The sequence below is a fragment of the Citrobacter sp. Cpo030 genome, assembly GCF_030333005.1.
Taxonomy (GTDB): domain Bacteria; phylum Pseudomonadota; class Gammaproteobacteria; order Enterobacterales; family Enterobacteriaceae; genus Citrobacter; species Citrobacter portucalensis.
Genome location: NZ_JAOWGT010000072.1, coordinates 46986 through 67825, shown reverse-complemented (window position 1 = coordinate 67825; position 20840 = coordinate 46986). Strand labels below are relative to the sequence as shown.

Sequence of the window (20840 nt, the reverse complement as noted above, 5' to 3'; positions counted from 1 at the left end):
AGAACGTTTTTGTGCGAAATTCTTCGAAATGGGCTGAATGACAATACAAGAAAGTATTTTAAAAACAGAACGCAAAGCAAACATTGGGCACCGCCAGCGGTGCCCTTTTGGGATCAGATGCTGTGGATCGCAAACAACAACGAGTTACGCTGGTGGTTGAGAATGCACTTTCTGATAGTGTGGATACGCATATTACGACGCGATTGTCCTTCAAGCCAACGTGCTTTACGGCGGCTAGCCTGACGCAGCATCCGCCAGCGTCCCACTTCCGTTCTACTACGCTTCATGTTTACTACTCTTTCAGTCACTGAGCGGCCATTATAACGCCAGACCGAATGCAGACCAGTGGTTTTCCCGTGTTTTTATTTGCCAGATTAATCCTGATGCGTAAACTCTTAACAATACGCTTTCAAAAGGATTTTTAAATTTATGACAACCTTCTACACCGTGGTGAGTTGGCTGGTCATTCTGGGTTACTGGGTACTCATTGCTGGCGTAACATTACGCATTCTAATGAAACGACGCGCAGTGCCCTCCGCAATGGCCTGGCTGTTGATCATCTATATTCTGCCATTGGTAGGGATCATTGCTTATCTGTCCTTTGGTGAACTCCACCTGGGTAAGCGACGTGCTGAACGCGCCCGGGCAATGTGGCCTTCAACCGCCAAATGGCTGAACGACCTCAAGGCCTGCAAGCATATTTTTGCCCAGGAAAACAGCAGCGTCGCCTCTTCGTTATTTAAACTGTGCGAGCGTCGTCAGGGAATAGCCGGGGTTAAGGGAAACCAGCTGCAGTTGCTCACCAGTTCAGATGACGTGATGCAGGCGCTGATCCGTGATATTCAACTGGCGCGCCACAACATCGAAATGGTGTTCTACATATGGCAGCCTGGCGGTATGGCCGATCAGGTAGCCGAGTCGTTAATGGCTGCCGCGAGACGTGGCATTCACTGTCGCCTGATGCTGGACTCCGCTGGCAGCGTGGCGTTCTTTCGCAGCCCTTGGGCGGCGATGATGCGTAACGCAGGTATCGAGGTTGTAGAAGCGCTGAAGGTGAACCTGATGCGTGTATTTTTACGCCGTATGGACCTGCGTCAGCACCGCAAAATGATCATGATAGATAACTACATTGCTTATACCGGCAGCATGAACATGGTCGACCCGCGTTTCTTCAAACAGGATGCGGGTGTCGGGCAATGGGTTGATTTAATGGCGAGAATGGAAGGTCCTGTCGCCACTGCTATGGGCATTGTCTATTCCTGCGACTGGGAAATTGAGACCGGAAAGCGCATTTTGCCTCCGCCACCAGACGTCAATATCATGCCGTTTGAGCAGGCCAGCGGCCACACCATTCACACTATCGCCTCAGGTCCTGGTTTCCCTGAAGATTTGATTCATCAGGCGCTACTAACCGCTGCTTATTCAGCACGTGAATATTTAATAATGACCACACCCTACTTCGTCCCCAGCGACGATCTGTTGCACGCGATCTGCACGGCGGCGCAGCGTGGGGTTGATGTCAGTATCATTCTTCCACGTAAAAATGACTCCCTGCTGGTTGGCTGGGCAAGCCGGGCCTTTTTCACTGAGTTGCTGGCGGCTGGCGTTAAAATTTATCAGTTCGAAGGTGGCTTGCTGCACACCAAGAGCGTACTGGTCGATGGCGAGCTGAGCCTGGTCGGGACGGTTAACCTGGATATGCGCAGCCTGTGGCTCAATTTTGAAATCACGCTGGTCATTGATGATGCCGGATTCGGTGGCGATCTCGCGGCAGTGCAGGATGATTATATTTCGCGTTCCCGCCTGCTTGATGCCCGTTTGTGGGTAAAACGACCACTCTGGCAGCGGATAGCAGAGCGACTGTTTTACTTCTTTAGTCCGTTGCTGTAAAACGTGCCCATCAGACAGTAAACAGGTAGTCATTATGGATATGGATTTGAACAATCGCCTGACCGAAGACGAAACGCTTGAGCAGGCTTACGACATTTTTCTCGAACTGGCTGCGGACAATCTGGATCCAGCCGACATCATTCTGTTCAATTTGCAGTTTGAAGAGCGTGGCGGTGCCGAGTTGTTCGATCCGGCAGAAGATTGGCAGGAGCATGTTGATTTTGACCTGAACCCTGACTTCTTTGCCGAGGTGGTGATTGGTCTGGCAGATACAGAAGACGGCGAGATTAACGATATTTTTGCGCGCGTTTTATTATGTCGCGAAAAAGATCATAAGCTCTGCCATATTCTCTGGCGCGAATAATCAAACAAAAAAGCTGCTCTCGCAGCTTTTTTCATTTTTAGCCCGGTAGTTTACTTCCGCAGCGGTTACAAAATTGCGCACTATGTTCGTGCTGCGCCTGCTGGCACTGCGGACATTTTCGTTGGTGCCCGCGCTGCTGGAACGCACTGCTCATGTGCGTGGTAATCAATCCCGTCGGTATTGCAATCACCGAGTAACCAATCAGGATAAGCACAGACGCCACCATGCGCCCCAACGGTGTGTGTGGCGTGATATCGCCATAGCCGACGGTGGTTACAGTAACAATCGCCCAATACACCGACGCATTCAGCGTAGTAAACCCATATTTTGGCCCTTCAATCAGATACATCATCGCGCCAAAAACCACCATCAGGATGGCGATAAAGGAATAGAACAGCATCAGCTGATGTCGGGCGCTTTTTAACGCATTCCAGAACACCCGCAGAGAAGGCATAAAGCGCAGCAGCTTGAGAATACGCAGAACGCGCAGGACACGCATCGCTCGCCAGGCGAAAACATAGCTCAGACTGATTTCCGGCCATAGCCACATCACATACAGCGGCAGAATGGTGGCAAGGTCAATTATCCCCCAGAAGCTGAACACATATTTAGCGGGGTTGGCCCAGCAACATAAGCGCAGAAGATATTCGAGGGTGAAGACCAGAGTAATAAAGATCTCCAGCCAGACAAAAATGCGCCATTCCTCAAAGGTTAAATGGTATTGCGTCCCTACTCCGGACTCAATGAAGATAACGATAACGCTGAGCAAGGCAAATAGTGCGCACATACCTTCAAAGCGACGCCCTGAACGGGTATTTAAATCAAATAATTTGCGATAGAGCGCACGGCGGACAGAAGAGACTAAACCTGGCACAGATACCTCACCAAAAAAAGGGCTGACCTTTGTCAGCCCTCAGGATTATAGCGGGTCTACTTTCAGGCAGGAAACTGCATGTCGGAAACTTCCTTCCAGAACCGGGCGCGTTTTTGCGCATTCCGGTCCAGCAATCGGGCAGCGTGTACGGAACACGCAACCGGAAGGAGGATTAATCGGGGACGGTAACTCGCCTTCCAGCAACTGAATAACCTTATTCCTTTCCTGATCCGGATCGGGGATTGGCACCGCAGACATCAGCGCTTTGGTATAAGGATGCAGCGGGTTATGGTACACCTCATCATAGGTCCCTAATTCCACCGCGTGTCCGAGATACATAACCAGCACACGGTCGGAGATATGTTTAACCACAGCGAGGTCGTGAGCAATGAAGATTAACGATAATCCCATTTCGCGCTGAAGCTGTTGCAGAAGATTAACCACCTGGGCCTGGATTGATACATCCAGCGCTGAAACCGGTTCATCGCAGATAATCAACTTCGGTTCGAGGATCAGCGCGCGGGCAATACCAATACGCTGACACTGGCCACCGGAAAACTCATGTGGGTAGCGGTTAATCAGGTTAGGCAATAGTCCAACCTTCATCATCATCGCCTTCACACGGTCGCGGACTTCCTGACCAGGAAGATTCGGATGATAAGTTCGCAGCGGTTCGGCAATGATTTCACCAATGGTCATGCGCGGGTTTAACGATGCCAGAGGATCCTGGAAAATCATCTGGATATCGCTGCGTACTTCCCGCCACTCATCGGGTTTCATGCCCAGTAAATCTTTACCCAGCCAGGCAACCTTTCCATCGGTGGCCTTCACCAGGCCGATAATCGCACGGGCAAAGGTCGATTTTCCGCAGCCTGATTCACCGACCACGCCCAGGGTTTCGCCCTCATACAGTCGCAGGGTTACGCCATCAACCGCCTTCAGGGTTTTAGTCGGTTGCCAGAACCACTGTTTGCCATCTTTAATATCAAAATGGACTTTAAGGTCGGCAATCTCAAGGAGCACTTTACGTTGTTCGGTCACCGCATTCATACCAGTTCCTCCACCGGCTTAAAGCAGGCACGCAGGCGGCCTGGACTAAACTCCTCCAGTGGCGGAGCACTGCTACAGATTTCCATCGCATGCGGGCAACGCGGCTGGAATGGACAGCCTTTTGGTAGACGCAGCAGGTTCGGTGGGTTACCCGGTATAGTGAGCATCTCTTCCCCTTCTGCATCCAGACGAGGTACGGCATTTAGCAAACCAATCGAATACGGATGAACGGGCTTATAAAAGACATCCCGCGCACTGCCGTATTCCATAGTACGTCCGGCGTACATCACCAGGACTTTATCGCAAATACCGGCAACAACCCCCAGATCGTGGGTAATCATGATAATCGCGGTGTTGAATTCGCTTTTCAGTTCATTCAGCAGAGTCATAATTTGCGCCTGTACCGTCACATCGAGCGCAGTGGTCGGTTCATCGGCTATCAGTAATTTTGGCCTGCACAGCAGCGCCATTGCGATCATTACGCGCTGACGCATCCCGCCAGAGAATTCATGCGGATACATTTTCATACGCTTACGCGCTTCCGGCATCTTCACCGCATCCAGCATTCTGACCGACTCTTCAAAAGCTTCCGCCTTGCTCATGCCTTTATGCAGTATCAGAACTTCCATCAACTGCTCCCCAACCCGCATGTACGGATTGAGAGATGTCATCGGGTCCTGAAATATCATCGAGATTTGCTCGGCGCGCAGTTTGTTCAGTTCACGTTCCGGTAAATTCAGAATTTCACGCCCGTTGAACGTTGCGGAGCCCCCGATACGACCATTTGCCGCCAACAGGCCCATCAGGGCAAAGGCCGTTTGCGATTTACCCGAACCGGATTCACCGACAATACCCAGCGTTTCTCCAGCTCGCAGAGAAAAGTTTAAATCGTTGACCGCAGTTACATCGCCGTCGGGGGTCGCAAACGTCACACGCAAATCTTTTACGTTTAGCAGTGCGTTAGCCTGTTGTTGCGCGAGCGGCGCGGTTGAGGTTTCAATTACGCTCATGGCTGCACTCCTTAACGGTCTTTCGGGTCGAGGGCATCACGCAGGCCATCGCCAATAAAGTTAAAACAGAACAAAGTGACCACCAGGAAACCAGCCGGGAACAGCAGCAGCCATGGTGAGACTTCCATAGAGTTGGCACCATCACTGAGCAACGCGCCCCAGCTACTTAACGGCTCCTGCGTACCTAATCCCAAAAAGCTCAGGAAGGATTCAAATAGGATCATGCTCGGCACCAGCAATGAAGCGTAAACCACCACCACACCCAGCACGTTCGGCACAATATGGCGGATAACGATACGCACGGTAGACACCCCACCCACTTGCGCCGCTTCAATAAACTCTTTGCGCTTGAGACTTAGCGTTTGCCCACGCACGATACGCGCCATATCCAGCCAGGAGACCATCCCGATAGCGACAAAAATCAGCAGAATATTTTGCCCAAAGAAGGTAACCAGCAGGATCACGAAGAACATGAACGGGAAGGAGTTGAGGATTTCCAGCAGACGCATCATCACCGAGTCGATTTTTCCGCCGAGGTAGCCCGACAGAGAACCGTACAGCGTACCAACAACCACCGCGACTAACGCCGCCGCAATGCCGACCATCAGCGAAATGCGTCCGCCAATTGCCACGCGCACCAACAGGTCGCGTCCCGACGAGTCAGTACCGAAATAGTGGCCTGATTCCGTATCCGGCGCACTGGACATCATGCCCCAGTCGGTATCGAAGTAGGTAAACTGCGACAACATCGGTGCCAGCGTTACGAACAGCGCAATAATTACCAGCACCACCAGGCTTGCTACCGCCGCGCGGTTATGCATAAAGCGTCGACGCGCGTCCTGCCACAGGCTACGGCCTTCGACCTCCAGCTTTTCACTGAAATTCTCCAGCGCCTCGCTGTTTTTCTTACTTAACATCATAGCGAGCTCCAGTATCAGTAACGAATTTTCGGGTCGATAACGGCATACAGCACATCGACAATCGCGTTAAACACGATGGTCAGCGTACCCACCAGTATGGTCAGACTAAGAACCAGCGAATAGTCGCGGTTTAACGCCCCATTGACGAACAACTGGCCAATACCCGGCAAACCATAAATGGTTTCAATAACCATCGAACCGGTGATAATGCCGACAAATGCCGGTCCCATATAGGACAGCACTGGCAACAGCGCTGGTTTTAACGCATGACGGAAAATAATCCGCCGCATCGGCAGCCCTTTAGCGCGCGCGGTACGAATAAAGTTAGAGTGCAGTACTTCAATCATCGAACCGCGAGTAATACGTGCGATACTGGCGATGTAGGCCAGTGACAAGGCCACCATCGGCAGGATCATAAATTTCAGCGCCCCGCCGTTCCAGCCCCCGCCGGGTAGCCATTTCAAGGTTATGGCAAATATCATGACCAATAAGGGAGCGACCACGAAACTGGGGATAACCACCCCGGTCATAGCCACCCCCATCACCGTATAGTCCCAACGTGTATTTTGCTTCAGCGCGGCTATCACTCCGGCGCTAACACCGACGAGTACCGCCAGAATAAAGGCTGCCGCACCCAGCTTCGCAGAAACCGGAAAGCTCGAGGCAACGAGGTCGTTAACCGTGTAGTCTTTATATTTAAAGGATGGTCCAAAATCGCCGTGCGCCAGCTGTTTCAGATAGCTGAAGTACTGCGTCGAGATGGGATCGTTAAGATGATATTTCGCTTCAATATTCGCCAGCACCTCTGGCGGTAACGCGCGTTCCCCGGTGAATGGGCTTCCGGGCGCAAGGCGCATCATAAAGAATGAAATCGTAATAAGAATAAACAGCGTCGGAATCGCTTCCAGACAGCGACGTAATATAAATTTTAACATTGCCCGTACCTTCTGGCGTGTGCCTTTATACCCGTCATACTTCAAGCTGCAAGTGCGTTGGCTTTACTCGCTCACGCCAGTCACTTACTTAAGTAAGCTCCTGGCGATTCGCTGCGTTGCCGCCTTCCTGCAACGTGAAGTGTTTAGGGTATACCTCTCTTTGTCTAAAGAGGTATTTATAGTTCGAAGAAAAAGACACTGTGGGGCAACATGATCGCCCCACGTCTTGCCATTAATGCTTGATAATATACAAGTCTTTAACGTGGATATTATCCATCGGGTCTTTACCGGAGTATCCGCCAACCCATGGTTTCACCAGGCGGGCATTAACATAGTAATAAACCGGTACAATCGCAGAATCTTTATCCAGCTGCTGTTCCGCTTTCGAATACAGTTCGCTGCGCTGCGCTTCATCCGTCACTTTCAGCGTATCCGCAATCAGCTTATCAAATGCCGGGCTCTTATAGTGGACGGTATTATTGGAGCTGTCGGACAGCACCATATTCAGGAAGGACGTCGGTTCGTTATAGTCTGCACACCAGCCCGCACGCGAAACATCATAGTTGCCCTGATGGCGCGTATCGAGGAACGTTTTCCATTCCTGGTTTTCCAGCTTCACATTAGCACCCAGATTTTTCTTCCAGATAGATGCCGCGGCAATAGCCAGCTTCTTATGCAGGTCTGAGGTGTTATACAACAGATCAAAGGTCAGCGGTTTCTCAGCGGTATATCCGGCCTCAGCCAGCAGTTTCTTCGCTTCTTCATTACGTTTTTCCTGAGACCACTTGAACCACTCTGGCTCAACCAGTTTCGCACCATCAGTGTATGGAGGAGTAAAGCTATATGCCGGCAGGTCACCCTGGTTTTTCACTTTATTGACGATAATGTCACGATCCAACGCCAGCTTCAGGGCGGTACGAACACGAACATCGTTGAACGGTGCTTTCTGGTTGTTAATTTCGTAATAATAGGTGCACAGATACGGGTCAACGTGGACTTCGTTCGGGATCTCTTTTTTCAGTTTCTGGAATAACTCAATCGGCATGTTGTTATAGGTCATGTCGATTTCACCGCTGCGATAGCGGTTAACGTCAGTCACTTCAGAAGAAATAGGCAGGTAGGTTACCTGGTTAATAACCGTTTTGGCGTTGTCCCAATAGTTGGTATTACGCTCAAGCACAATGCGCTCGTTGACAACCCAGTCTTTCAGTTTATACGCACCGTTAGTAACGATGTTAGCGGGCTGGGTCCACTTCTCGCCGAATTTTTCAACAGCAGCTCTAGGAACCGGTGAAACGGAGGAGTGCACAAGCAGTTTGTAGAAATAAGGAACTGGTTCGCTGAGGGTGACTTCAAAAGTATGATCGTCGAGAGCTTTTACACCGAGATCGGTGATCGGCTTTTTACCGGCGATAATATCATCAATATTGACAATATGACCGTACTGCAAATAACTGGCATACGGTGATGCAGTATTTGGATTAGCCAAACGTTGCCAGCTATACACGAAATCTTGCGCGGTAACAGGCGTGCCGTCAGACCACTTTGCATCTTTACGCAGATGGAATGTCCAGACTTTAAAATCTTTATTCTCCCATTTTTCAGCCACGCCAGGCGATGGTTTGCCATCGACATCACTGATTAATAAACCTTCAAACAGGTCACGGTTAATGTTGGATTCAGGTACACCTTCGATTTTGTGGGGATCGAGTGACTGCACTTCCGAACCGTTATTGCGCACCAGAGTCTGCTTTTCAGCAAGCTGCACACCCGCTGGCACGACTGCCGCCGTGGCAACATTTCCAGCGACTAGCGCAGTTAAGATCCCCGCAGCTACTAAACTTTTTTTAGTGATGTTAGTCATTGTGTTGTACTCCCTCATTATTATGGCTGGTTTTTTAACCAGACTGTTAATCCTGTCAGGATCCCTGTACGGCACCGGAGATTTTCTGCCGTCAGGTGGTTTATTGTTTTACTGCTTGCTATCACCGACTTTATTTATTCTGGCGATTCGTATGACCGCCTTGCGTCGATTCTCTACGTGCCTCCCCTGCCGGAAACACGCTATTACCCTGTTGAGAGAAACTAACTGCAAATGATTCTCATCAACGTGAATTCTTCTGCATAATATCTGGCCGGAAAGTATCAAATGCGTTTCTTAACCGCCAATACATTTTACAAATTTGTTAACCAATTCTCTTTTATTGGAAATAAATCTCACTTAAAAAGTCTTACGAATGAAGATTCGTTATGGGAAATTCACAAAAATCAATACATTATGTCGACTATGGTGTTAACCATCCTGTCTGAAGTCAACGCCATGTCAAAATGCACATAAATTTAACAATTGGTTATTAATTAGCACATTCATCTGAAATAAAGGCTGAAATAACTAATAACATTTCGATAATCCTTCAGCAAGCCCCAGAGTATGATGTTAATAAAATAACAGCAGTATCGGTCTTCACCGGGCGTACTGAGACGTGTTATATCTTTAGAATCAATGACTAACAGGAGAGTTAATCATCAGCATTTTTTATTATTGCTCTGCTGATTTTCAACTTTAGTGAGAAGTTTTACTGATAATGAAATGAAACGGAGCCGGACACGACTCCGTTTGCACAGAAGAGAGGTTTCAGGCCAGCAAACCAGGGAAAATGGATTTGATGCCTGTAACGATAAATTCGATACCCAAAGCCATTAACAGCAGCCCCATAATACGCGTAATGACGTTGATACCGGTTTGGCCCAACAGGCGCACTAACCATGGTGCCATGCGGAACAGCCCCCAGCAGCACAGGGCAAACAACGCAATCGCTACAAAAAAGCCAAACAGGTTAATCGTGCTATGATATCGCGTACCCCAAACAATAGTTGAGCTTATCGCCCCCGGCCCCGCCATCAACGGCAATGCCAACGGCACAACGCCGATACTTTCACGAATTGCGGTTTCTGATTTTTCCTGTTTGTTTTGTTTATCTTCCCCTAGTTTTCCGCTAATCATTGACATCGCGATAGTCACAACCAGAATGCCGCCAGCGATCCTGAACGAGTCAATTGAGATGCCGAAGAGTTGCAGAATACCATCACCAAGAAACAGCGAAGTCCACAGGATGATTGCGACAGAAAGGTTTGCCGTGAGGTTGGTTTTGTTTCGCGCTGCGGCAGTTTGATAGCTGGTCATACTGATAAAGACGGGGATGATCCCTACCGGGTTGACCAACGCAAATAACCCAATGAAAAATTTAAAATAGACAGGAAAATCAAATAGCGTTTGGATCACGGTTAGCTCCGAAGCGTTAGCCGGATAAAATGAGTCATAAAAATTGATAAAATCCGCGCTGAAGATACGCCTTTTGTCAGCATACTTCACCTTCTATCTGCGTATATCAATGTAAATACGCTACCAATACTCAGTGTTATTAATATGTATTAAATATGCTAATGTTATTAGCATTCATCACGCCAATTTATTAACACTTAACGAGAAACGCTAAAAGGGCCTGCTGAAAGGTGTCAGCTTTGCGAATTTTTGATCCAGATCACGCAATTACTACTCAGAAGTGAGTAATCTTGCTTACGCCACCTGGAGGTAACGCGTTAGAGTTAACAGGCGCTAGCGTATAAGCTCTTTTAGTAAATCAAAGTAAAGTGGACGTTAATTAACCGTTTGATTTTCAAACCATTACACAAATTTTCGTCGGTCTGTCTATACTCTCGTATCGAGCAGATGATTTACTAAAAAAGTTTAACATTATCAGGAGAGCATCATGGCTGTTACTAATGTCGCTGAACTTAACGCACTTGTAGAGCGCGTAAAAAAAGCCCAGCGTGAATATGCCAGTTTCACTCAAGAACAGGTTGACAAAATCTTCCGTGCCGCCGCTCTGGCTGCCGCAGACGCTCGAATTCCTCTCGCGAAAATGGCCGTTGCCGAATCCGGCATGGGTATTGTCGAAGATAAAGTGATTAAAAACCACTTCGCTTCTGAATACATTTACAACGCTTACAAAGATGAAAAAACCTGTGGTGTGCTGTCTGAAGACGACACTTTTGGTACCATTACCATTGCTGAACCGATTGGTATCATCTGCGGTATCGTTCCAACCACTAACCCTACCTCTACTGCGATCTTCAAATCACTGATCAGCCTGAAGACCCGTAACGCCATCATCTTCTCTCCGCATCCGCGCGCAAAAGATGCAACTAACAAAGCAGCTGACATCGTTCTGCAAGCAGCTATCGCTGCTGGCGCACCGAAAGATCTGATCGGCTGGATCGATCAACCTTCCGTTGAACTGTCTAACGCGCTGATGCATCACCCGGACATCAACCTGATCCTTGCGACCGGTGGTCCAGGCATGGTTAAAGCGGCATACAGCTCCGGTAAACCGGCTATCGGCGTAGGCGCAGGTAACACCCCTGTTGTTATCGACGAAACCGCTGATATCAAACGTGCTGTTGCATCTGTTCTGATGTCTAAAACCTTCGATAACGGCGTAATCTGTGCTTCTGAGCAGTCTGTCGTCGTGGTTGACTCCGTATATGATGCAGTACGTGAGCGTTTTGCGACTCACGGCGGCTACATGCTGCAGGGCAAAGAGCTGAAAGCAGTCCAGGACGTTATCCTGAAAAATGGCGCGCTGAACGCAGCTATCGTTGGTCAGCCGGCATACAAGATTGCTGAACTGGCAGGCTTCTCCGTACCAGAAACCACTAAGATTCTGATCGGTGAAGTGAAGGTTGTTGACGAAAGCGAACCGTTTGCTCACGAGAAACTGTCTCCGACGCTGGCAATGTACCGTGCGAAGGACTTCGAAGACGCAGTCATCAAAGCTGAAAAACTGGTTGCGATGGGCGGTATCGGTCATACCTCTTGCCTGTACACTGACCAGGACAACCAGCCAGAGCGTGTTGCTTACTTCGGTCAGATGATGAAAACCGCACGTATTCTGATCAACACCCCGGCTTCTCAGGGTGGTATCGGTGACCTGTACAACTTCAAACTCGCACCTTCCCTGACTCTGGGTTGTGGTTCCTGGGGTGGTAACTCCATCTCTGAAAACGTTGGTCCTAAGCACCTGATCAACAAGAAAACCGTTGCTAAGCGAGCTGAAAACATGTTGTGGCACAAACTTCCGAAATCTATCTACTTCCGTCGTGGCTCTCTGCCAATCGCACTGGATGAAGTGATTACCGATGGTCACAAACGTGCGCTGATCGTGACCGACCGCTTCCTGTTCAACAACGGTTATGCAGACCAGATCACCTCCGTTCTGAAAGCTGCTGGCGTTGAAACCGAAGTGTTCTTTGAAGTTGAAGCTGACCCGACTCTGACCGTTGTTCGCAAAGGTGCTGAGCTGGCTAACTCCTTCAAACCAGACGTAATCATCGCACTGGGTGGTGGTTCCCCGATGGACGCCGCGAAAATCATGTGGGTTATGTACGAGCACCCGGAAACTCACTTCGAAGAACTGGCACTGCGCTTTATGGACATCCGTAAACGTATCTACAAGTTCCCGAAAATGGGCGTAAAAGCGAAGATGATTGCAGTTACCACCACTTCCGGTACCGGTTCTGAAGTGACTCCGTTTGCGGTCGTTACCGACGATGCAACTGGGCAGAAATACCCGCTGGCAGACTACGCGCTGACTCCGGATATGGCGATTGTTGACGCCAACCTGGTTATGGATATGCCGAAGTCACTGTGTGCGTTCGGTGGTCTGGATGCCGTCACTCACGCTCTGGAAGCTTACGTTTCAGTACTGGCTTCTGAGTTCTCTGACGGTCAGGCTCTGCAAGCGCTGAAATTGCTGAAAGAAAACCTGCCAGCGTCTTACCATGAAGGTTCTAAGAACCCGGTAGCGCGTGAGCGTGTACACAGTGCAGCAACTATCGCCGGTATCGCGTTTGCTAACGCCTTCCTGGGTGTATGTCACTCAATGGCGCACAAACTGGGTTCTCAGTTCCACATTCCTCACGGTCTGGCGAACGCCCTGCTGATCAGCAACGTTATTCGTTATAACGCGAACGACAACCCGACTAAACAGACTGCATTCAGCCAGTACGACCGTCCGCAGGCACGCCGTCGCTACGCTGAAATCGCAGACCATCTGGGTCTGAGCGCACCGGGCGACCGTACTGCCGCGAAAATCCAGAAACTGCTGGGCTGGCTGGAAGAAATCAAAGCTGAATTGGGTATTCCTAAGTCTATCCGTGAAGCTGGCGTTCAGGAAGCTGACTTCCTGGCACACGTGGACAAACTGTCTGAAGATGCGTTTGACGACCAGTGTACTGGTGCTAACCCACGTTACCCGCTGATTTCTGAACTGAAACAGATCCTGCTGGATACCTACTACGGTCGTGAGTATAGCGAAGGTCAGACCGCCGCTAAGACTGAAGCAGTAGCTGCACCGAAAGCAGAAAAGAAAGCGAAGAAATCCGCTTAATTTGCTCAGATAAGTTTTAGTTTCATCATAAACGGTCCCAATTGAATTGGGGCCGTTTTTTTTCGTCTTGTGTTATGAAAATCGGGGAATACACAATTTAACCATGTGAATAGAATGGCAGTGTAAGAGATGTATTCAGGAAGATGTGAGACTAGCCGTCAGAAGAGAGTCTGACAGGGTAGAGAACATTGACGAAGATTCCGGCCTACCCTGTGTTTATAAGCGCTCAGAAGCGTACAGGGTTAATCGTGGCTGTGTCGTTCTTGTATCGCCGTCAGAGAGCCCTCAGACTGCGCTTGTTTGTAGTGTTTACGACATACCGACACATAGCGTTCATTCCCGCCGATAACCACCTGCTCGCCCTCGTTATAAGGTCTTCCAGCCTGATCAAGGCGTAATACCATGCTGGCCTTACGGCCACAGAAACAAATGGTCTTTAATTCAACCAGTTTATCTGACCACGCAAGCAGGTATTCGCTGCCACCAAATAACTCACCACGAAAATCAGTGCGTAAGCCGTAACACAAAACAGGAATATCCAGTTGATCGACAACTTCAGATAATTCATAAACCTGTTGTCGGGTCAGAAACTGAGACTCATCGACCAGTACACAGTGAATTCTTTGCTGCGCATTCTCGGCGCGAATCTCTTCGAACAATGATGAATTTTGGTTAAACAATTTTGCAGGTGACGACAGACCTATACGTGAACTTACTTTTCCAGCACCAAAACGGTCATCAATTTCCGCTGTATATACAACGGCACGCATCCCACGTTCCTGATAATTGTACGAAGATTGCAACAATGCAGTCGACTTACCTGCGTTCATTGCAGAATAGTAAAAATATAGTTGTGCCATTGACCGAAGGCCCTCACCCGGGGAAATAAATATGGGCTGGATTGTATCATATTTCACGAACATGTCGGTGTAGCGTTGGCCGCAAAGGCGTATAAATGAGCGGGCAAGCTCGCACAGTGCCACCTGAATTTAAGTAACGGGTAGTGAGAGAGCATACAACCATCGACCAAACAGCCTGAGCTCGGACGCGTATATACACACTCTTTCACAAATAGTGCTCATGAAATTTATCAATGTCACTTATCATCATACGGCAATAAAGAACCCCTTCCCATATTGTTATTGAATCTACCTACTGTCGCCATGTATTAGCGAATTCACGTAAGCAAAACTAATACAAAAGGTTGAAATCACTGCAAAGAGATACTATTTGTACACCATAAAATGTGACCTGAATCTTGAATTTTTACTCTCAGCCGCTGAGAAGCCCCCTCGCCAATAAGCCTTTTTTATGCCCAACATCATGGGGAATTTAAGACAGGAGAATTAATTCTGATACTAAATAAAGCGCAATTTTGAATTCCTTACATTCCTGGCTATTGCACAACTGAATTTATCGCTCTATTATTAGCTCAACAAACCACCCCAATATAAGTTTGAGATTACTACAATGAGCGAAGCACTTAAAATTCTGAACAACATCCGTACTCTTCGTGCGCAGGCAAGAGAATGCACTCTGGAAACGCTTGAAGAAATGCTGGAAAAATTAGAAGTTGTAGTTAGCGAGCGTCGCGAAGAAGAAAGCGCTGCTGCTGCTGAAGTTGAAGAACGTACTCGTAAACTGCAACAATATCGTGAAATGCTGATCGCTGACGGCATTGATCCGAACGAATTGCTGAATAGCATGGCTGCTGTTAAATCTGGCACCAAAGCTAAGCGCGCTGCACGTCCGGCTAAATATAGCTATGTTGACGAAAACGGTGAAACTAAAACCTGGACTGGCCAGGGTCGTACACCGGCAGTGATCAAAAAAGCTATGGAAGAACAAGGTAAACAACTGGACGATTTCCTGATCAAGGAATAATTCAGAAATAGTTTGTTTAAAATCCCGCCACTGGCGGGATTTTTTTTACCGGTACTTCGCTCAAACCTACCCGGATTAGGTATAAAAAAACGGCGCTGTTAATACAGCGCCGTTCTGACCAGATAATACCAGAAGGTTACTTCTTAATACCCATCTCGTCTTCCAGCCAGGCTTTAAATTCGGCGCCGAGAGTATTATGGCGAATACCATATTCAACGAACGCCTGCATATAGCCCAGTTTATTACCACAGTCGTGGCTTTTGCCCTTCATGTGATAAGCTTCAACCGTCTCTTTTTCAATCAGCATATCGATAGCATCTGTCAGCTGAATTTCATCACCCGCTCCCGGAGGGGTTTTAGCCAGCAGAGGCCAGATATCGGCACTAAGAACGTAACGACCCACAACGGCCAGATTAGAAGGCGCAACATCAGCTTTTGGTTTTTCAACCACACCAACCATCGGGACGCTTTCGCCCGGGGATAATTCAACGCCTTTACAATCCACAACGCCATAAGCCGTAACATCTTCTACCGGTTCAACCATAATCTGGCTGCTACCTGTTTCATCAAAACGATGAATCATTTCGGCAAGGTTGTCGCGGGATAAATCAGATTCGTATTCGTCAAGAATTACGTCCGGCAGGATTACAGCTACCGGTTCATCGCCAACCACAGGGTGCGCGCACAATACCGCGTGGCCCAGACCTTTAGCCAGCCCCTGACGCACCTGCATAATAGTCACATGTGGCGGACAAATAGATTGCACTTCTTCCAGCAGCTGACGTTTTACACGTTTTTCCAGCATCGCTTCAAGTTCAAAACTGGTGTCGAAGTGGTTTTCAATGGAATTTTTAGACGAGTGAGTTACAAGTACAATTTCAGTGATGCCCGCAGCAATACATTCGTTTACGACGTACTGAATTAATGGCTTATCAACCAACGGTAGCATCTCTTTCGGGATTGCTTTCGTAGCCGGTAACATCCTGGTTCCTAATCCCGCAACTGGGATAACGGCTTTTTTGACTTTTGAATTAAGGGCAGCCATTTAAAACTCTCCTGGACTGTTCATGTATTGAACGTGTTCATCATTCTGTATCGCATCCGAGTATATCAGTACAGCGACAAGCTTCTGGTATGAAAAGGACGCGCGTCGGTATAATTAAGATAAATACGAATAAATCTGGCGCTGATAGTAGCACTCACAACATGGGGAGGGTGAACCAATTTCATTTGCACGCCTCTCAATTGTTCATTCCGCAGACAACATCAAGCGCAGGCGACCTCCCGCCCCCCAAATCTGGCATTGCCATGACTCACAATGTTGGCTCAGCTGATTAAGATACGTATTACCTAAGGTACCCAGCGGAACGCCATTGCTGATTTGCACTTGGTGGGAACCGGTATTTAATGTCGCATTCAGCCCTGCTGATACCAGAATTAGATTTTTTAATCCGCTGTGGTAATACCCTACCAGCAAGGGAAACTGCCCTGGTAAATTGGCTTGCCGCAACAAATGATTTACCTGTTTCAATAACGTACCTAGCTCTGGCAACCGTTGATTTTGTTGTGTCAGTTGCTCCTGCAGTAAACCATTAAATAGCGCTCGCAGTAATAATGCAGCCAGCACGCCATTATCCCCTGCCCGCGTCACATCAAGGCAATAGAATGCAAGGTCATGATCCGACAGCGGCGCAATATCCAACACCAGCCCCGGTTGGTCGGCTGCCACCAATTGTCGATAGTTAATGCGACAGTGCGAGAGCACTTGCGACACTGGAGGCTGTAATTCTTTTAGCAACTTCGCAGCAGCAGCTGGATCGTCCACCATCGCATCCCAGTCGCGAAACAGCCGTTCTTCTTCTTCCACGCGTGAATTAAACATGTTGGGATAAAGACAGGCAAAGACGGTTTCTCGCAAGCGATTAAGGTCTTTCACCGGCTTCAACAGGACATCATCCACACCGAGTCGTAGCGCTTTGGCTATGTCGGACATGTTTTCCGTCGCAGAAATCACCAGTATCGGGGTCTGATCGCCACGATTGCGTAAATACTCAACCAGTTTGAGACCGTTCATTCTTGGCATAGCCAGGTCGCAGATCATCAGGTCGGGTTTAAAATGCCCAAGCAAGTCCAGTGCTTCAAGTCCGTCACCAGCTACCGCCGTTGTCGCTCCCAAAGAGGAAAACCATGAGTCCATGAGTGAGCGAAATACCGGCTCATCCTCAACGATAAGAATCTGTTTTCCGACCAATGGCTGCGTCATATTCTCCCCCCTGACTGGCTTTAATAAATAGTGGCATGCTATTGCCACTCACGCCTGTCAGAATTAGCTTAAGTGTTGATAAAAAATGCGTTAGACGTTGGTTTTCACCAGGGGTAGAAGCTCATCCATTTTCTTCTCGACCGCTAACTGCCCGGCAGCAATTGCCGCACTGGCGCGGTGAAAATCCAGCGTGGATATTTGTGGACAAAACGGCTGAATCAGAATGTCTGGAGGGTCACCGGCCATGCGGTTACGTTTCAGTCGGTTTTCCAGAACCTGAATAGACGTCGTCATAATCTCCATCGCCGTGGGCGCAGTTACTGCACGCCTGGCCGTAATGTTGCTCAAGCGTTCTTTCAGACGGGCATGCCATGAGAGTTCGTCACCATCATCACCCGATTCGGCATCGCTATTGACGTTGAAGGAGAGTAAATCTTGTTGCATGAGATGCGCATCGTGTTGCAGGTCGACCGCAATAACAATATCGGCCCCCAACGCGCGAGTCAGGGAGACAGGGACAGGATTCACCACCGCACCATCGACCAGCCAGTAACCATTGTGCGCCACAGGTGACATCAGGCCAGGAATACTGCAGGAGGCCCGGACAGCCAGATGTAAATCACCTTCGGTGAACCAAAGTTCCCGACCCGTACTCAGATTGGTGGCCACTGTTGCGAAACGGCGAGTACATTGCTCAATTGCTTCTACCGGCATCACATTACGGTACTGATTGAATACCCGTTCACCGCGCAGTAAACCTCCCCTGCGCCACGAGAGATCCATCAACCGCAAAACATCCCAATAGCTGAAAGAACAGACCCACTTTTCGAGAGCAGGCAGCTTATTGCAGGCGTAGGCAGCGCCAACCAACGAACCGATGGAGCACCCTGCCACGATATCAACATCAATACCCATATGCTTAAGGGCTTTAATAACGCCAATATGCGACCAACCTCGCGCCGCGCCGGAACCTAGCGCCAGCCCAATTTTTATTTTTCTCATTATACGTACAAACTTCCCCTGGCTTGCAGACGTAGCAACATCGCTACCGCTCAGTTAACATAGTGCCACTCTGGCGTTTTTACGCCGTTTTTATATTCCAGGGAGTACTTTGTGTCTCAGCTTTGTCCCTGTGGTAGCGCTGTCGAGTATAGCCTATGTTGCTACCGTTATGTGTCCGGCGCGCAAGTAGCACCTACGCCGTCACACCTCATGCGTTCTCGTTACTGTGCTTTTGTGATGAAAGACGCAGATTACCTTATCAGGACCTGGCATCCGGATTGTCATGCGGCCGAGTTTCGCGACGACATTATCGCAGGATTTACTCATACCGAATGGCTTGGACTGACCGTTTTTGAACAAGAGACGGCAGACACAGAAAATATCGGCTATGTCAGTTTTGTCGCACGGTTTTCTGAACAAGGTAAAACAGGTGCAATTATCGAGCGCTCTCGTTTTTTAAAAGAAAACGGTCAGTGGTACTATATAGATGGTACACGCCCTCAAATTGGACGAAACGATACCTGCCCTTGTGGCTCAGGTAAAAAATTTAAAAAGTGCTGCGGCTAATCAACGCCCGACAGTATCAATTTTGCAAACATTCTCAACAGGATCACCGCTGCAAATGCATTCATTACAACGAAAAGTGCTGCGTACTATTTGCCCGGACCAAAAAGGTCTGATCGCGCGCATTACGAATATCTGTTACAAGCATGAACTGAACATCGTGCAGAACAATGAGTTTGTGGACCACCGTACCGGACGCTTTTTTATGCGCACCGAACTGGAGGGCATTTTTAACGACGTCACGCTGCTTGCCGATCTGGACAGCGCCTTACCTGAAGGTTCGATTCGTGAATTAACCCCAGCAGGCCGACGCCGCATCGTCATTTTGGTCACCAAGGAAGCGCATTGCCTGGGCGATTTATTAATGAAGGCCAATTATGGCGGGCTGGATGTTGAAATCGCCGCGGTGATCGGCAATCACGAGACCTTGCGTCCTCTGGTTGAACGGTTTGATATTCCGTTTGAGCTGGTGAGCCATGAAGGTTTAACACGTGACGAACATGATCAGAAAATGGCTGATGCTATCGACGCCCACCAGCCGGACTATGTCGTGCTGGCTAAATACATGCGCGTTCTGACCCCGACATTTGTTTCACGCTTTCCGAATAAAATTATCAATATTCACCATTCATTCCTGCCAGCATTCATTGGTGCTCGTCCGTACCATCAAGCTTATGAGCGTGGCGTGAAGATCATCGGCGCGACGGCCCACTACGTGAATGATAACCTCGATGAAGGCCCAATCATTATGCAGGACGTGATCCATGTTGATCACACCTACACTGCCGAAGATATGATGCGCGCGGGTCGCGACGTTGAAAAAAATGTATTAAGCCGTGCGCTGTATCAGGTTCTGGCTCAACGCGTCTTTGTTTACGGTAACCGAACGATTATTCTGTAATCGATTGATAAGTTAATTGGTTACCTTTACATCTTTACGTGTAAAAATCAGGCAACCAGTTCTTTTTTATCAACGGAATGCTTTACAGGGGCGCATCATTTGATATGATGCGCCCCGCTTCCAACGGAAGCAGGCCAGTAATTAGCATTACCCCGTGGTGGGGTTCCCGAGCGGCCAAAGGGAGCAGACTGTAAATCTGCCGTCATCGACTTCGAAGGTTCGAATCCTTCCCCCACCACCATCACTTCATAAAGCACCAACAGCAAATCAATCTCTAATGTCCCATATTCTGCCCATGCGGGAAGGATGAGAAGCTTCGACTAAGGTTCGATTCGAGCGTAGCGAGAAAGCGTTGCCGCAGGCAACGACCCGAAGGGCGAAGCGCACTGCGCTGAGTAATCCTTCCCCCACCACCATCACTTCATAAAGCACCAACAGCAAATCAATCTCTAATGCCCCATATTCTGCCCATGCGGGAAGGATGAGAAGCTTCGACTAAGGTTCGATTCGAGCGTAGCGAGAAAGCGTTGCCGCAGGCAACGACCCGAAGGGCGAAGCGCACTGCGCTGAGTAATCCTTCCCCCACCACCATCACTTCATAAAGCAACACACTCAATTCCTCTGCAATGCCCTTTATTTGCCTGATGCGCTATGCTTATCAGGCCTACGAACTCGACACGTGCCCGCTATTTGTCTGCTGCGCTGCGCTTATCAGGCCTACAAACTCGATACGT

General features: G+C 48.9%; 18 protein-coding genes, 1 tRNA gene and 2 other RNA genes. 9 read left to right on the top strand and 12 right to left on the bottom strand.

Translation table 11 applies throughout. The annotated features are described in order from the left end of the window. Positions 1–113 precede the first annotated feature (113 nt). Complete coding sequence (locus OGY37_RS17605; RefSeq protein WP_003020684.1) at positions 114–287, bottom strand: YciY family protein; 174 nt, start codon at positions 285–287, stop codon at positions 114–116. A 142-nt stretch (positions 288–429) separates the two neighbouring features. Between OGY37_RS17605 and cls the strand changes: the two genes are divergently transcribed. Continuing rightward, positions 430–1890, top strand: coding sequence for a cardiolipin synthase (gene cls, locus OGY37_RS17600; protein WP_003020687.1), 1461 nt, complete (start codon positions 430–432; stop codon positions 1888–1890). A gap of 34 nt (positions 1891–1924) precedes the next feature. Then, a complete protein-coding gene (locus OGY37_RS17595; RefSeq protein ID WP_003020691.1) occupies positions 1925–2254 on the top strand; it encodes an HI1450 family dsDNA-mimic protein in 330 nt (109 codons plus the stop codon). Positions 2255–2291: 37 nt separating this feature from the next. Here the strand turns inward: OGY37_RS17595 and OGY37_RS17590 are convergent, their stop codons facing one another. From OGY37_RS17590 to ychE, 7 genes are all read right to left on the bottom strand, one after another. Then, a complete protein-coding gene (locus OGY37_RS17590; protein ID WP_257661939.1) occupies positions 2292–3128 on the bottom strand; it encodes an ion transporter in 837 nt (278 codons plus the stop codon). A gap of 45 nt (positions 3129–3173) precedes the next feature. Next, positions 3174–4178, bottom strand: a complete 1005-nt coding sequence (gene oppF / locus OGY37_RS17585; protein ID WP_003833363.1) for a murein tripeptide/oligopeptide ABC transporter ATP-binding protein OppF — start codon at positions 4176–4178, stop codon at positions 3174–3176. Continuing rightward, entirely contained in the window at positions 4175–5188 is a 1014-nt protein-coding gene (gene oppD / locus OGY37_RS17580) for a murein tripeptide/oligopeptide ABC transporter ATP-binding protein OppD (protein WP_071688084.1), read from the bottom strand. Before oppD ends, oppF begins: the two co-directional genes overlap by 4 nt. Before the next feature lie 11 nt (positions 5189–5199). Further along, positions 5200–6108, bottom strand: a complete 909-nt coding sequence (gene oppC / locus OGY37_RS17575) for an oligopeptide ABC transporter permease OppC (protein ID WP_003020701.1) — start codon at positions 6106–6108, stop codon at positions 5200–5202. A 14-nt stretch (positions 6109–6122) separates the two neighbouring features. Continuing rightward, complete coding sequence (oppB, locus tag OGY37_RS17570; RefSeq protein ID WP_003020708.1) at positions 6123–7043, bottom strand: oligopeptide ABC transporter permease OppB; 921 nt, start codon at positions 7041–7043, stop codon at positions 6123–6125. Positions 7044–7275: 232 nt separating this feature from the next. Then, positions 7276–8907 (bottom strand): oligopeptide ABC transporter substrate-binding protein OppA, encoded by a 1632-nt coding sequence (oppA, locus tag OGY37_RS17565; protein WP_003020712.1) that lies wholly within the window; start codon positions 8905–8907, stop codon positions 7276–7278. Positions 8908–9678: 771 nt separating this feature from the next. Next, a complete protein-coding gene (gene ychE, locus OGY37_RS17560) occupies positions 9679–10326 on the bottom strand; it encodes an NAAT family transporter YchE (RefSeq protein ID WP_286621370.1) in 648 nt (215 codons plus the stop codon). A gap of 487 nt (positions 10327–10813) precedes the next feature. Here ychE and adhE point away from each other — a divergent pair, with 487 nt between their 5' ends. Further along, entirely contained in the window at positions 10814–13492 is a 2679-nt protein-coding gene (gene adhE / locus OGY37_RS17555; protein ID WP_003833375.1) for a bifunctional acetaldehyde-CoA/alcohol dehydrogenase, read from the top strand. A gap of 242 nt (positions 13493–13734) precedes the next feature. Here adhE and tdk read toward each other — a convergent pair whose 3' ends face one another. Continuing rightward, a complete protein-coding gene (gene tdk / locus OGY37_RS17550; RefSeq protein WP_008784954.1) occupies positions 13735–14352 on the bottom strand; it encodes a thymidine kinase in 618 nt (205 codons plus the stop codon). Positions 14353–14962: 610 nt separating this feature from the next. Here tdk and hns point away from each other — a divergent pair. Further along, on the top strand, positions 14963–15376 hold the full coding sequence (hns, locus tag OGY37_RS17545; protein ID WP_003020723.1) for a histone-like nucleoid-structuring protein H-NS: 414 nt from the start codon (positions 14963–14965) through the stop codon (positions 15374–15376). A 136-nt stretch (positions 15377–15512) separates the two neighbouring features. Here hns and galU read toward each other — a convergent pair whose 3' ends face one another. The 3 genes from galU to rssA all read right to left on the bottom strand — a co-directional run bounded on the left by galU (position 15513) and on the right by rssA (position 18641). Then, a complete protein-coding gene (galU, locus tag OGY37_RS17540) occupies positions 15513–16421 on the bottom strand; it encodes a UTP--glucose-1-phosphate uridylyltransferase GalU (RefSeq protein WP_003020727.1) in 909 nt (302 codons plus the stop codon). A 204-nt stretch (positions 16422–16625) separates the two neighbouring features. Continuing rightward, positions 16626–17639, bottom strand: a complete 1014-nt coding sequence (gene rssB / locus OGY37_RS17535) for a two-component system response regulator RssB (RefSeq protein WP_003833382.1) — start codon at positions 17637–17639, stop codon at positions 16626–16628. Between the two features lie 90 nt (positions 17640–17729). After that, a complete protein-coding gene (gene rssA / locus OGY37_RS17530) occupies positions 17730–18641 on the bottom strand; it encodes a patatin-like phospholipase RssA (protein ID WP_003833384.1) in 912 nt (303 codons plus the stop codon). 111 nt (positions 18642–18752) lie between these two features. Between rssA and OGY37_RS17525 the strand changes: the two genes are divergently transcribed. The 5 genes from OGY37_RS17525 (at position 18753) to OGY37_RS17505 (ending at position 20697) form a co-directional block, all read left to right on the top strand. Continuing rightward, positions 18753–19208, top strand: a complete 456-nt coding sequence (locus OGY37_RS17525) for a YchJ family protein (RefSeq protein WP_008784957.1) — start codon at positions 18753–18755, stop codon at positions 19206–19208. A gap of 55 nt (positions 19209–19263) precedes the next feature. Continuing rightward, on the top strand, positions 19264–20106 hold the full coding sequence (gene purU / locus OGY37_RS17520) for a formyltetrahydrofolate deformylase (RefSeq protein ID WP_003020737.1): 843 nt from the start codon (positions 19264–19266) through the stop codon (positions 20104–20106). A gap of 156 nt (positions 20107–20262) precedes the next feature. Then, positions 20263–20347 (top strand) — tRNA-Tyr (locus OGY37_RS17515). Between the two features lie 44 nt (positions 20348–20391). After that, positions 20392–20522: non-coding RNA, RtT sRNA (locus tag OGY37_RS17510), on the top strand. A 44-nt stretch (positions 20523–20566) separates the two neighbouring features. Beyond that, positions 20567–20697: non-coding RNA, RtT sRNA (locus OGY37_RS17505), on the top strand. Positions 20698–20840 lie beyond the last annotated feature (143 nt).

What these genes read in the sequence shown, in the direction of transcription:
- OGY37_RS17605 (WP_003020684.1), bottom strand. Translation starts at nt 287, where the DNA reads ATGAAGCGTAGTAGAACGGAAGTGGGACGCTGGCGGATGCTGCGTCAG.
- cls (WP_003020687.1), top strand. Translation starts at nt 430, where the DNA reads ATGACAACCTTCTACACCGTGGTGAGTTGGCTGGTCATTCTGGGTTAC.
- OGY37_RS17595 (WP_003020691.1), top strand. Translation starts at nt 1,925, where the DNA reads ATGGATATGGATTTGAACAATCGCCTGACCGAAGACGAAACGCTTGAG.
- oppF (WP_003833363.1), bottom strand. Translation starts at nt 4,178, where the DNA reads ATGAATGCGGTGACCGAACAACGTAAAGTGCTCCTTGAGATTGCCGAC.
- oppD (WP_071688084.1), bottom strand. Translation starts at nt 5,188, where the DNA reads ATGAGCGTAATTGAAACCTCAACCGCGCCGCTCGCGCAACAACAGGCT.
- oppC (WP_003020701.1), bottom strand. Translation starts at nt 6,108, where the DNA reads ATGATGTTAAGTAAGAAAAACAGCGAGGCGCTGGAGAATTTCAGTGAA.
- oppB (WP_003020708.1), bottom strand. Translation starts at nt 7,043, where the DNA reads ATGTTAAAATTTATATTACGTCGCTGTCTGGAAGCGATTCCGACGCTG.
- oppA (WP_003020712.1), bottom strand. Translation starts at nt 8,907, where the DNA reads ATGACTAACATCACTAAAAAAAGTTTAGTAGCTGCGGGGATCTTAACT.
- adhE (WP_003833375.1), top strand. Translation starts at nt 10,814, where the DNA reads ATGGCTGTTACTAATGTCGCTGAACTTAACGCACTTGTAGAGCGCGTA.
- tdk (WP_008784954.1), bottom strand. Translation starts at nt 14,352, where the DNA reads ATGGCACAACTATATTTTTACTATTCTGCAATGAACGCAGGTAAGTCG.
- hns (WP_003020723.1), top strand. Translation starts at nt 14,963, where the DNA reads ATGAGCGAAGCACTTAAAATTCTGAACAACATCCGTACTCTTCGTGCG.
- galU (WP_003020727.1), bottom strand. Translation starts at nt 16,421, where the DNA reads ATGGCTGCCCTTAATTCAAAAGTCAAAAAAGCCGTTATCCCAGTTGCG.
- rssB (WP_003833382.1), bottom strand. Translation starts at nt 17,639, where the DNA reads ATGACGCAGCCATTGGTCGGAAAACAGATTCTTATCGTTGAGGATGAG.
- rssA (WP_003833384.1), bottom strand. Translation starts at nt 18,641, where the DNA reads ATGAGAAAAATAAAAATTGGGCTGGCGCTAGGTTCCGGCGCGGCGCGA.
- purU (WP_003020737.1), top strand. Translation starts at nt 19,264, where the DNA reads ATGCATTCATTACAACGAAAAGTGCTGCGTACTATTTGCCCGGACCAA.